Annotated in this window: 14 protein-coding genes; 9 read left to right on the forward strand and 5 right to left on the reverse strand. The window is 39.0% G+C overall.

Annotation, left to right across the window (positions count from 1 at the left end; genetic code table 11):
• Nucleotides 1-159: 159 nt before the first annotated feature.
• Genes WG905_RS15665 through tgt form a run of 3 tightly spaced genes read right to left on the reverse strand, consistent with a single transcriptional unit; the run spans nt 160 to nt 3,289 of the window.
• Nucleotides 160-1,053: a DMT family transporter gene (locus tag WG905_RS15665; protein ID WP_339592684.1), complete on the reverse strand. Its 894-nt coding sequence runs from the start codon at nt 1,051-1,053 to the stop codon at nt 160-162.
• A 1-nt stretch (nt 1,054) separates the two neighbouring features.
• Nucleotides 1,055-2,158 (reverse strand): LptF/LptG family permease, encoded by a 1,104-nt coding sequence (locus WG905_RS15670; protein ID WP_339592685.1) that lies wholly within the window; start codon nt 2,156-2,158, stop codon nt 1,055-1,057.
• Nucleotides 2,159-3,289 (reverse strand): tRNA guanosine(34) transglycosylase Tgt, encoded by a 1,131-nt coding sequence (gene tgt / locus WG905_RS15675; RefSeq protein WP_339592686.1) that lies wholly within the window; start codon nt 3,287-3,289, stop codon nt 2,159-2,161.
• Nucleotides 3,290-3,424: 135 nt separating this feature from the next.
• Between tgt and WG905_RS15680 the strand changes: the two genes are divergently transcribed.
• Complete coding sequence (locus WG905_RS15680; protein WP_339592687.1) at nt 3,425-4,546, forward strand: glycosyltransferase; 1,122 nt, start codon at nt 3,425-3,427, stop codon at nt 4,544-4,546.
• Nucleotides 4,537-5,169 carry a 16S rRNA (guanine(527)-N(7))-methyltransferase RsmG gene (gene rsmG / locus WG905_RS15685; protein WP_339592688.1) on the forward strand — a complete coding sequence of 211 codons (633 nt, stop codon included), beginning with the start codon at nt 4,537-4,539 and terminating at the stop codon, nt 5,167-5,169. Before WG905_RS15680 ends, rsmG begins: the two co-directional genes overlap by 10 nt.
• A 12-nt stretch (nt 5,170-5,181) precedes the next feature.
• On the opposite strand, the gene WG905_RS15690 is transcribed toward rsmG, so the two are convergent.
• Together WG905_RS15690 and WG905_RS15695 are read right to left on the reverse strand one after the other, a co-directional pair.
• Nucleotides 5,182-5,754: a dihydrofolate reductase family protein gene (locus WG905_RS15690; RefSeq protein WP_339592689.1), complete on the reverse strand. Its 573-nt coding sequence runs from the start codon at nt 5,752-5,754 to the stop codon at nt 5,182-5,184.
• 444 nt (nt 5,755-6,198) lie between these two features.
• Entirely contained in the window at nt 6,199-7,095 is an 897-nt protein-coding gene (locus tag WG905_RS15695) for a helix-turn-helix domain-containing protein (RefSeq protein WP_339592690.1), read from the reverse strand.
• A 185-nt stretch (nt 7,096-7,280) separates the two neighbouring features.
• On the opposite strand from WG905_RS15695, the gene WG905_RS15700 reads away from it, so the two are divergent.
• The 7 genes from WG905_RS15700 (at nt 7,281) to WG905_RS15730 (ending at nt 12,752) form a co-directional block, all read left to right on the forward strand.
• Nucleotides 7,281-7,427 (forward strand): hypothetical protein, encoded by a 147-nt coding sequence (locus tag WG905_RS15700; protein WP_339592691.1) that lies wholly within the window; start codon nt 7,281-7,283, stop codon nt 7,425-7,427.
• 31 nt (nt 7,428-7,458) lie between these two features.
• A complete protein-coding gene (locus WG905_RS15705) occupies nt 7,459-7,698 on the forward strand; it encodes a cupin domain-containing protein (protein WP_339592692.1) in 240 nt (79 codons plus the stop codon).
• A 145-nt stretch (nt 7,699-7,843) separates the two neighbouring features.
• Nucleotides 7,844-8,845: a carboxymuconolactone decarboxylase family protein gene (locus WG905_RS15710; protein ID WP_339592693.1), complete on the forward strand. Its 1,002-nt coding sequence runs from the start codon at nt 7,844-7,846 to the stop codon at nt 8,843-8,845.
• 5 nt (nt 8,846-8,850) lie between these two features.
• The gene (locus WG905_RS15715; protein ID WP_339592694.1) at nt 8,851-9,783 is read left to right on the forward strand and encodes an MBL fold metallo-hydrolase; all 933 of its coding nucleotides are present in this window, start codon (nt 8,851-8,853) and stop codon (nt 9,781-9,783) included.
• Between the two features lie 93 nt (nt 9,784-9,876).
• Nucleotides 9,877-9,969, forward strand: a complete 93-nt coding sequence (locus WG905_RS15720; protein ID WP_339592720.1) for a hypothetical protein — start codon at nt 9,877-9,879, stop codon at nt 9,967-9,969.
• A 212-nt stretch (nt 9,970-10,181) separates the two neighbouring features.
• On the forward strand, nt 10,182-11,273 hold the full coding sequence (gene dprA / locus WG905_RS15725; protein WP_339592695.1) for a DNA-processing protein DprA: 1,092 nt from the start codon (nt 10,182-10,184) through the stop codon (nt 11,271-11,273).
• Between the two features lie 117 nt (nt 11,274-11,390).
• Nucleotides 11,391-12,752, forward strand: coding sequence for a pyridoxal-phosphate dependent enzyme (locus tag WG905_RS15730; RefSeq protein ID WP_339592696.1), 1,362 nt, complete (start codon nt 11,391-11,393; stop codon nt 12,750-12,752).
• Nucleotides 12,753-12,799: the final 47 nt, after the last annotated feature.

Consider the following 12,799-nt stretch of genomic DNA (forward strand, 5'->3'; position numbering starts at 1 on the left):
CAGGAAACCGAATTAAATTACTACTGTTTCTTAGCAATAAGCGTACAAAATGAGGTGTCTTATAGAAGGATATTGTGGTATTCCTACTCCATGATAACTGCTTTATTTAATGAAGACAGTAGCTTAATCAGCGCAAAAGACGTGAGAAATTGAAGGATATTAAAGCCTGCTTTGGCGTTTTTTATAGATGGGATAGATAAATACAGCTCCTAAAATAAGCACTGCTCCCATGTAAAATCCGGGGGTCATGGTCTCTTTACTACCCAAGAAAATGAAGGCGATGATGATGCCGTAAACCGGTTCAAGGTTGGTGATCAGCGCAACGTTAAATGCCGATATCGTCTTCATGACAGACACTCCTGCAACGTAGGCCAGGGCAGTACAAATTGTCCCTAATATCATCAGGTAAAACCAATCACTTCCACTTAAATCAAAGCTTTCCTGCAGTAGTGTTCCGTCAAATAAACGGTATAAAGTGATCCAGAACAGGGCGCCCGCCATCTCATAAAAGCCAATGATTTTAGCTTCACTTTCTTGTATAAGGTTTGAGTTGATGATGGAAAACAGCGTGGATGCCAAGGCAGCACTCAGGCCAAAAATGATGCCCAGGGAATACTGACTTTCAAATTTGAAGATCAGATAAATGCCCAGAATGATGACCAGGCCAATGAAAATATTGCCCTTTGAGATGGCTTGTTTTTTGATTATCGGCTCTAAAATCGCAGTAAAAAGTGTGAAAGAGGAGAGGCATACCAAGGTAACAGATACGGTGGATACTTTAATGGAATGGAAGAAAAGTACCCAGTGCAATGCCACAATACTTCCCGTGAAAAAGAACTGCAGGAACTGCTTTTTAGTGATTTTTAAACTGGTTTTCGTGAATAAAAAATAGAGGAATAAAGTAATGGTAGCGATCACTACACGGTACCACACCATCTGTACAGCATCAATGGAAATCAATGCGCCTAATATGCCGGTAAAGCCCCAAATGAGCACAGTTAAATGCAGGATGTATAAGTTCTTTTTGGATTGCAGCGCGGTGGTCTGGGGCATTTTATTTTGGTGCTTTTTTTAATAAATAGAGGCCGAGCAGGCCGAAAAATATAGTAGGCAGTAATACAGCCAGCAATGGCGGTATGCCCCCTTTAATGGAAAACATTTTAGCAAAACGGTCGACTACAATATAAGCGAAACTTAAAAATATGCCGATTCCGAGTGATATGCCCACGCCTCCGCGGACTTTCCTGGAGGAGAGTGCTACGCCAATCAATGTTAATACGAAGGCAGATAACGGCTGTAAGTACCGTTTGTACTGTTCAAATAGAAGATCATTCATGATTCCGGATCCACGAATGGACTCTTTCCGGATTTTTTCTGATAAATCCCTGTTGCTCAGGTTTTCATAAATGTTGTCGTACACGGAAAAATCATCCGGCCTCATGTCCAATACGGTATCCTTTTTATTGGTTGAACCTGAAATAAATGTTTCCTTCAAGCCGTTAATATTCCTGATGGTATAGTTGGTGAGCTGCCAGGAGCGTTTTAAGGAGTCCCATTTGATCTCATCTGCAACTAGTTTTTTTGTTAAAACATCTCCCTTAAAGTTATCCAGCGTAAAGCGAAAACCGGATTTAGTTCTGTTATCAAAGCTTTCAATATATATATAGGTATTATCGTCAAGCTTCATGTGGATGTTTTGCTTGCTTTTCGGGTCATTTTTCTTCATGTATACGTTCTCAAAATTGTTCTTGATTTGATTGGTATACGGAAGTATGTATAGATTTGAAAATAAATTGGCAGCGAAAATAATGAAAGCAGAAATGAAATAAGGACGCAGAAAGCGGTTAAAACTTACGCCACCACTTAATATAGGTACAATTTCAGTTTGATCAGCGAGTTTGGCCGTAAAAAAGATTACCGCAATAAAATTGATCAAAGGGGACAACATGTTGACGTAGAAAGGGATGGATCCCGCATAATACATGGTGAAGACCTCCCAAATGGTCATGTCATTACCAAGGAAGTCGTCTAATTTCTCCGACAAATCAAAGATAACAATGATCACTACAAAGATCGTCAGGGTGTAGATAAATGTACCCAGATACTTACTTATAATGTACCAATCAATTATTTTGAATCTGCTTTTGAAAAAGTTCATTTATAATTTATTCCCTAATATAGTCACCATTTTATTCTTCCATGCATAAAACTCGCCGGTAAGGATTTTTTCTCTTGCTTCCTTCACCAGCCATAAATAAAAATGGAGGTTATGCAAGGTTGCAATTTGCGCACCAAGAATCTCTTTGGAGTGCATTAAATGCCTTAAATAAGCTTTTGAATACACCTGGTCAGCAAATAAATCACTGTCTGCTTCCAGTGGTGAGAAATCATCTGCCCACTTTTTGTTACCTATATTAATAATGCCGTTTTTAGTAAATAACATCCCATTTCTGGCATTCCTGGTTGGCATCACACAGTCAAACATATCCACGCCAAGTGCAATATTCTCCAGGATGTTCACAGGTGTACCTACGCCCATTAAATAACGTGGTTTTTCATAAGGTAATATGTCACACACCACTTCGGTCATGCCATACATTTCCTCAGCAGGTTCACCTACCGATAATCCGCCGATGGCATTACCCTCACGGTCCATGGAAGCAATAAACTCTGCGGACTTTTTTCTTAAGTCTTTATAAACAGATCCTTGCACAATAGGGAAGAGGGTTTGCTCAAAACCATATTTGGGTTCTGTGGTATCGAAACGTGTGCAGCAGCGTTTTAACCAACGATGTGTCATATTGATCGATGACGCTGCATATTTATAATCGCATGGGTAGGGTGTACATTCATCAAAGGCCATAATGATATCCGCACCAATGGTACGCTGTATATCCATGGCATATTCTGGCGTAAACAAGTGTTTGGAGCCGTCGATATGCGACCTGAAAGTAACGCCTTCTTCTTTAATTTTTCTTACTTTGCTCAAAGAATAAACCTGGTAACCACCACTATCCGTTAAAATTGGTCGGTCCCAACCTATAAATTTGTGTAAACCACCGGCTCCTTCAATGATATCTAAACCGGGGCGTAAATATAAATGGTAGGTATTTCCTAAAATTATTTGGGCGTCAATATCATTTTTCAGTTCCCGCTGGTGTACCGCTTTAACTGTCCCAGCGGTGCCTACAGGCATAAAAATAGGGGTTTGTATGGTGCCGTGTGCTGTTGTTATGCTGCCTGCTCTTGCTTTGGAATGTGTATCTTTCGCCTCTAGGGTAAATTTCATATATCTGTATGCTCTTCACTAAAATCTGCCAAAAATAGGAAAAAACAACAGATTAAACGTTTAATTTATTTTATCAACATCTTTCATCATTGTAGAATAAAAACCTGAAATTTAGCACCTTTTACAAATACCACCGTGGAATTGACGATTATTGAAGCCTGCCTGCTGGGCATATTAGTTTTTTGTTTGCTTGTTCAACTCTATTTCAGCCTTTTTGTACACCTGAAATTGGCCCGCATAAAGGTGGAAGAAATCCCTCAAAGTGCCTCTGAACCCATCAGTGTAGTTATTTGTGCCCGTAATGAGGTTAAAAACCTGGAGCAGAACCTCCCCGCTATTTTGGAACAGCAGTATCCTGATTTTGAAGTGATTGTGGTTAACGACCGCTCCTGGGATGGGACCAAAGAATTGTTGCAGGATTTTACTAAAATTTATAAGAATCTAAAAATTGTTACGGTGCTTGATGGGGCCCGGTTTTTTGCTGGCAAAAAGTTTGCGGCGACCATGGGCATCAAAGCGGCTTCGCATCAATGGCTGGTTTTTACTGATGCCGATTGTATTCCGGCCTCTCCTCATTGGTTAATGGACATGCAACCTCCCAAAGAGGCACAACAGGAAATTGTACTGGGTTATTCTCCATATATAAAGAAACGGGGTTTGCTTAACGCACTGATCAGGTTTGAAACTTTTTTTACCGCTGTAAATTACCTGTCTTTCGCTTTGAAAGGGATGCCCTATATGGGTGTTGGCCGTAACATGGCCTATAAAAAATCGCTGTTTTTTGAGAATAAAGGCTTCGCGGCCCATATGCATATCCCATCAGGCGATGATGATTTATTTGTCAATGCAAATGCGACCCCTTATAATACTTCCATCAGGATCAATCCTGATACGCATGTCTGGACAGAACCACAGACCACTTTCAAGGCTTATCTCAGGCAGAAAAAGAGACATTTTGGAGCAGGGAAATTGTATAAAAGTAAGCACAAATTCATCCTGTCGTCACAGATAATTATACAGTTTTTATTCTATGCGGCCCTGGTGGCTGCTTGTTTTTTCAAGCCACTCTGGTACCCTGCGCTTGGTATATTTATATTCAGCATCATCATCAGGTGCTTCATTTATCCAAAGTTATTAAAGCGGTTAAATTACCCAGGTTTAGCCTGGTGGTTCCCGGTGATGGACATACTATTATTCATTTTTTTAGTGTTTAACGGCATTCTGTCTATATTTGTTAAAAAAGTACAGTGGAAATAAAATCAACCCTCCTACAAAAATACTTCAAGGATCTCTCCGAAAAGCAGATCGCGCAGTTTGATCAGCTCTTTGACCTTTACAGCTTTTGGAACGCTCAAATTAATGTCATTTCACGGAAAGACATTGAAGAATTGTATGAGCGCCATATTTTACATTCCTTGGGTATCGCTAAATTTATCAGCTTCAAAAAGGGTGAGAAAGTGCTGGATGTTGGCACAGGAGGCGGTTTTCCGGGTATTCCTTTGGCCATTTTGTTTCCAGAAACACAGTTCCACCTGGTGGATTCGATTGGCAAGAAAATCAAAGTGGTGACAGAAGTAGCCACCGCATTAGGGTTAACCAATGTGAAGGCCAGTCACCTACGGGCTGAACAGGTTACGGATAAGTATGATTTCGTGGTTTCCCGGGCGGTTACGCGTTTGATTGACTTTTACCCATGGGTGCAAGGAAAGTTTAATAAAGACTCTAAAAATGCCATTCCTAATGGCATCCTGTATCTTAAAGGGGGTGAACTGGCAGAAGAAATTAAAGAATCAAGGTTAAAAGCGGAACTTTATCCGCTATCTGACTACTTTGAAGAGGCCTTTTTTGAAACCAAATTTGTCGTGTATATTCCTCAATAAAAGGAATTTGATTTATTGTCTGTCCACTGTGTAATTTAGTTCAGTTACCCCACAAGTAAACTGGCGGGTAGTCAATAAGTTTAGTTTTATTTTGTCTTTGATGTCTACAAACAATGGTATGCCTCTTCCAAGAATAATTGGATTAACAAATAGCCAGTAGCCGTCAATTAAGTTCAGTTGAATAAGTGAATGTGTTGCCGTCGGGCTACCAAAAAGCAAGATGTCTTCACCTGACTGCTGTTTTATTTCATTTATTCTGTCGGAAAGGTTGTCGCTAATAATTTTTGTGTTAGTCAAACCGGCATCTTTCATTGTTGTTGATAAAACAACTTTGTTGACTTGGTTATACCACTTTGAATGTTCAACGTCGTGCTTGGTTGCTGACGGCTTATTTCCTGCGTTAGGCCAGTAATTTTCCATCATCTGGTAGGTGACTCGTCCATATAACGCTGTGTCGCCTTCGCTTATGCGCTTACCAACATGATCAAAAATTTCTTCATCAACTTTAATCCAGTCCATTTCTCCGTTCAGTCCTGCTACAAATCCATCAAGCGACATGTGCATAAATGAAATTATTTTTCTCATATCATTCGGTTCTTTATTATTTTCTATGATTTGTTACAGTCTTTTTATATTACCGCTAACTCTCTAATATACGTAATTGAATCCTTTTAAATTGAGTGATTCATGAGCTGTAACAATTAGCCGGCTTTCTGTGAATCAATATACATAATGCAGACTTAAATAAAACCTTCGTGGTTCTCCTGTGAACTTTATTAATAAATTGCCGCTTTTCTTTAGCGCTATTTTGCCGTTTTATCCATTTTATTCTTGAAAGACGGGGAATGATAATGAACTTTAAAATGTAGGATTATCATTCACATAATTTCATTGTATGCGTAGCTGTGAAATTAATGATTAGTTGCATCTAAACATTGGCGTACTCCTATGTTAATAAATACAGGCATTTTGTTCTTTAACTCATTGATGTCTATATCAATACGTTTTTTTAATGGAATGATTAGCCCACTAATTCAAACGCCTATATTCATTTGGTGTCATTCCAGTTTTCTGTTTGAACAGGCGAGTAAAGTGCTGTTGGTATTTAAACCCCAACTCATCTGCTATATTATTTATTGATTTGGCAGGATCAAATATTTTCATCTTGGCTTCGTCTATCAATTTCGATTGGATATAATCCAATGCAGTATTTCCTGATTCTCTCTTTATTAGATCTCCAAAGTAATTTGGTGATAAATGCAATTGCTCTGCGCACCAGGTTACACTAGGCAAACCTAAATTTTGTGCCATGTTAGATTTGAAGTAATCATTCAACAGGTTTTCAAATCGCACTAAAACATCATTATTGACATTGGTTCGAGTGATAAATTGTCGGTCATAAAAACGCATACAATAATTAAGAAACAGTTCAATATTGGACACGATCAAGGTTTTGCTATGCTTATCAATATTCGAATCAATTTCAGACGCTATCTTTTCAAAACAATCATTTACGGTTGCTCTTTCCTTTTTTGATAAATGGAGTGCCTCGTTCACTTCGTAAGAAAAAAATGAGTAACCTTTTATGTGTTTTGCGAGATGCGTACCAACAATTAAATCAGGATGAAATACTAAAGCCCTTCCTGAAGGTTTAATAATAGCTCCTTTACTGTCAATTCCGTATACCTGACCAGGTGATATAAATACCAGTGTCCCGTCTTCGTAATCATACGGTTGACAGCCATAACGCATATCGCCACACTTTATGTGTTTTAAGAAAACGGCGTACACGCCCATATATCGTCGGAAATATTGATAGGTTGGGATCTCGTCAAAATTGACCACACTGATCAAGGGATGCAATGTATCTACACCTATAGATTCGTTATACTGCCTTACAGTATCAATCCTTTCAACTTCTTTCATTTCTAAAAATTATAGATACAAATTTAATAAACCAAATCTGGTAGGCCACCACGCTAATGCTACATCCGTAAAACTGGTAAATACATCTGTATCCTGTATAAGACCTGTGCAGATTTTACTGCCGAGATTTGCATTAGAAACAATCTTGGAGAATAAAAATTAAAACATCATACTAAACCTTTTTTATGAATGCTTATTTTAAATCTATAGCAGTCTTATTGGCAAGTAGTTTGATTGCTTTAACAGCTTGTAATAACAATAAAACCATCATGAGCAAACACTCACAAACAGCAATGAATATTGCTCGTGCTAGCTTCATCACCGTTAAATAACAAATTATATACCAATGAAAATTAAGAGAAAATGAAAGAACAAAATAGTGCTGCTCTATTTCCTAAAGGAGATAAATTACCAAATGAATGGTTTAACCCCAAAGGACAAGTTTTAATTGTGACCGAGGGAGAAGGTTTTTATCAGAAAAGGGGCAAACCAGCACAACGAATAAAGAGAGGTGATGTTGTAATTGTTCCTGAAAATGTGGAGCATTTGGCAAGGAGCTACAGTGACCAGCAAAATTGCTCATATTGCCATTACAAACTATAAGGGCGATCAAAATATAAGATGGCTGAAATTCGTGGCCGATGAGGAATTTAAAGTAGTAAATAAACAGTAAACCTCTAAGAATATGAGTACTAGAAGATTTTTTAAGTGGACACTTCTTTTTGTTTTAATCGGAAATGCAAACGCCATGTATGCACAAAACAGTTCCAGCACAAGCAATATCTTGAATGCTCAGCAGCAAAGTATTGTAAACATTTCTGCACTCACGGCAACAGGTGACCTGGAGAAACTAAAAACCGAGCTAAATACAGGTCTGGATACCGGGCTTACCATTAATGAAATAAAGGAAGTCTTAACACAGTTATACGCCTACAGTGGTTTTCCAAGGAGCCTTAACGCTATAGAAGTTTTTAAGACTGTTTTGGAAGAAAGAAAATCCAAAGGCATTCAAGATCAACAAGGAAAGAAAATTGTTTTAGGTACCAACACAACCGATAAATACGAACAGGGCAGCAAAGTTTTGGAAATTTTGACTAAAATGACACAAGTAAAACCTGCACCCGGTTTCGGAGAGTTCGTGCCACGTATGGATGCATTTTTAAAAGAACATTTGTTTGCTGATATTTTTGATAGTGATGTACTAACATTCCAGCAACGGGAATTGGCAACTATTTCAGCATTGGCTGCAATGCCGGGAGTAGAATCGCAGTTGCGGGCACATATCGGTATGGGCAAAAATACTGGAATTACTGATGCTCAACTGGTGCAAATCACCAGTTTAATAGCGCAATATATCAACAAGACGCAATCGAATAGCTTGCGGAAGTTACTATCGCAACGGACGGTTCCAGTTATCGAACCAGATATGTTGGTGCGTATTTCTGAAATTGAAATCTTGCCAGAACACTTGGAAGCATACAACACGGTTCTAAAAGATGAAGCATCTGCCTCTGTTAGATTAGAGCCTGGGGTGTTAGCCATTTTCCCAATGTACCAGCAGAAAAACCCAACGCAGATAAGGATTATCGAAATTTACGCCAATAAAGCTTCTTATCAATCGCATTTAAAGACGCCCCATTTTCTTCATTATAAGACAAATACACTTCACATGATAAAATCATTAAAATTGGTAGATATGAACAGCCTTGATAAAGAAACTATGATGGGAATTTTCAAAAAATTAAATTAGAAATCATGACAACAAAACATTTTGCAATCATTTCATCGTTTCTTTTGTTGATTGCCACCGGAGTACAGGCGCAATCAGGTTCTGATACAACGAAAACAAAAAGTGCATATAAAAAATACCAGGCTAAGGCACCAAAAACTCAGCCCTTTAATGCCAAAGCATTTCTGCCTTCTGATAAAACAATTTTACGATGGTTAGGCATGGCGGGATTTTTCGTCAATAGCAGGGGCACAACCTTTATGATTGACCCATTGTTGGATGATTTTGATATGCCCTTATTGATTGACTTTCCCATTGCTTCAAAGGATGTTCCCCAACTGGATGCTATATTAATCACACATGCGGATAACGATCACTTCAGCCTTCCGACCAATCGTAACTTGAAACCGGTCACTGGTAGCTTTCATTCGACGGTTTATGTCGATTCGCTTATGAAAAATGAAGGCTTCCATTCGTTTGGACATAACATAGGCGATAACTTCAATGTGGGGCCTGTACGAATAAAACTAACCCCAGCTGACCATGCCTACCAAAATGCCTATCCCAGAACGAGTACACGTTGGTTCAAAAATGTAGATGCCTGCGGGTTTTGGATTGAAACACCCGATGGAACCATTTGGGCGCCAGGAGATTCCAGGTTAATGCCAGAGCATCTTCAATTCCCAACACCAGATGCCATTTTGTTTGATTTTTCAGACAGTGAATGGCATTTCACATTGGCAGGTGCCGTGAAAATTGCCAATGCATATCCGGATACCCCGCTACTGTTGAATCATTGGGGATCGGTGAATGCCCCAGATTTTACGCCGTTCAATGCAGATCCAGCAGTATTAAAAAAGCTTATAGTGAATCCTGAACGCGTCATTGTATTGGCGCCTGGCGAAGCATACCACTTACAACCCCTTAAAAAAGTAAGTAGTATGCTGACAAAAAAGTAAAAGTCGATATCACTGCAGAAAAATCTAACTTGGTCTTCACCTTATTTATTGGTAGTTAATACGACGCGTTAGAAGTTAGGATTTCTATCAAAAATTGGTACCACAACAGCTACAGGTAGGTTTACCTTTAACATTTTTGTATCATTAACGGAATTTGAACGAGAAATCATTCGTGAGCGACTATAGCCGGGATTAAAATTATCTACGGCCTTATTCCTTGCCTTACTTTAAACTTTCCCTCATGTTATCCCAATACTTCTTCTAGGAATACTCAAAAGGTGATCAATGTTCACAGGGTGACGCCTTGGTCCCACTTGCTAAAATAATCCCCTTTAAATACATCATTTAGAATATAAACCTGATGGTGATTTTAATAGGTTTAAATATTAAGTTAGCCTATGGGTATCATTCATCAAATCGGACTTACTTTAATTCCTGGCGTGGGACAGGTGACCGCGAGAAATTTACTAATGCATTTTGGTTCTGCAGCAGCCATATTTAAAGCGAAAAACAAAGATTTGCTGGCCGTAAACGGTGTTGGCTCCATCACTGCCAATCAAATTACGGGCTGTAATGTGTTAACTCAGGCCGAAGAACAGCTCAGATTCATCGAAAAGCATCAGGTGGAAGTATTGTTTTTTACCGAAGATAACTATCCACGCCGGTTAAGGGAATGTAATGATGCGCCGGTTTTGTTGTATTATAAAGGTACGGCTAATTTAAACCATCCCAGGATCATCAGTGTGGTAGGTACAAGAATGGCGACTGATTATGGCCGGCAGCTTTGTGCGGCATTAGCAGAAAGTCTTAAATCTTACGATGTGCTGGTGGTGAGTGGTTTAGCCTATGGCATCGATATTACCGCTCATAAGGAAAGTCTCAAAAATAACATTCCGACAGTAGGGGTGTTGGGACATGGCCTTGATCGCGTTTACCCTTATCATCATCAACAAATTGCCCGTGATATGCTCCTTAACGGTGGCTTGTTAACAGAGTTCCCTTTAAATACCATGCCAGACCGGGAGAATTTCCCTAAGCGTAACCGGATCATTGCTGGCATAGCTGATGCAACCGTTGTGGTGGAAGCTACTGTAACAGGAGGTGCGCTCATTACCGCAGACATTGCGAATTCGTATAACCGCGATGTATTTGCCTTTCCCGGTCGTGTGAAAGATGAATTCTCACAAGGTTGCAACTTTCTCATTAAAACCAATAGAGCGGCACTGATCAATCATCCCCTGGATTTGGCTTATTATATGGGCTGGGAAGAAATAAATCGCCAGGAAAAGGCCATACAAACGCAATTACCATTGGGATTAAGCAGTGAAGAAATTAAAATATTGGAAGTTTTAAAAATAGCTCCATCGCTGGTGGATGAGATCTCTTCCAAAACCTGTATACCGCAAAGTAAACTAGCCATTCACCTTTTAAACCTTGAAATGCAAGGGATCTTAAGGGGCTTACCCGGCAATAGGTACCAGCTGAATTAGCTAGTCTATTGGCTTAGTAGGGTAAAATATTATTCTCGCAGTGTCATAATATGAGAATATAATTCTTATTTTGGGTTTATTTTTAGAATTCTAAAGCTCAAATCGTATTTTTGCACTATGTGGTATAATAATATTTTAGAAACAATTGGCAATACACCGCTTGTTAAATTGAATAACATTACAAAAGATATCGAAGCAACGGTACTGGCGAAAATAGAAACGACCAACCCGGGTAACTCTATCAAAGATCGTATGGCGATTAAAATGATAGAAGATGCTGAGAAAAGTGGTAAATTGAAACCTGGAGGAACTATTATTGAAGGTACTTCTGGTAATACAGGCATGGGCTTAGCCATGGTAGCCATTATTAAAGGCTATAAATGTATTTTTACTTCTACGGATAAGCAATCAAAAGAGAAATTTGATGCTTTGCGTGCTTTTGGGGCAGAAGTGATCGTTTGTCCTACCAACGTTGAACCTGAAGATCCTCGTTCTTATTATTCTGTTTCTTCCCGTTTGGAACGCGAAGTTCCAAATTCATGGAAACCTAATCAATATGATAACTTGTCTAATACCCAGGCTCACTATGAGCAAACTGGTCCTGAAATATGGGAACAGACTGAAGGTAAAATTACACACCTTGTGGTAGGTGTTGGTACCGGTGGTACGGCATCTGGCATCGGTAAATTTTTAAAAGAGAAAAATCCTGCCATACAAGTTTGGGGTATTGATACCTACGGTTCGGTATTTAAAAAATATAAAGAAACCGGTATTTTCGATAAAGACGAAATCTATCCTTATATCACTGAAGGAATTGGTGAAGACTTTTTACCTGCCAACGTAAACTTCGATATGATTGACCTTTTCGAGAAAGTGACTGATAAAGACGCTGCTTTGATGACCAGGGATATCGCCAGAAAAGAAGGTATTTTCGCTGGTAACTCTTCGGGCTCTGTGGTTGCCGGTTTGATGCAATTGAAAGATAAATTGAAGCCTACAGATGTGGTGGTGTGTATTTTCCATGACCACGGTAGTCGTTATATGGGTAAAATGTATAACGAAGATTGGTTAAGAGAGCGTGGTTTTTTACAGGATGATAAATTAACAGCGGGTAGTATCCTTGCTAAAAAAGAACAACAGGATATTGTGACTATTGATTGTGAAAAGACACTGATGGAAGCCATTGGCAACATGAGTTCTTTAAAAATCTCACAAATACCGGTTACACAAAAAGGTATGGTTGTTGGTAAGCTGGCGGAAAGTGATATCTTAAAAGCTTTGCTTGAGAATCCTTCCTTAAAATCTGCACAGGTACAGAGCATCATGGGACCGACTTTCCCTTTTGTAGATATGAACACCTCTATTGACCGTATCTCTGCATTAATTAACAGAGAAAACAGTGCCGTACTGGTAGAAGGTGAGGATGGTAAAATTGATATCATTACACAGTATGATATCATCAATGCCATTTCAAACTAGCTTTTAAAAAACATAAACCCATAAAAAAAGCCCTTTTTAAAAGGGCT

This window comes from Pedobacter immunditicola, assembly GCF_037482985.1.
Lineage (GTDB): Bacteria > Bacteroidota > Bacteroidia > Sphingobacteriales > Sphingobacteriaceae > Pedobacter > Pedobacter immunditicola.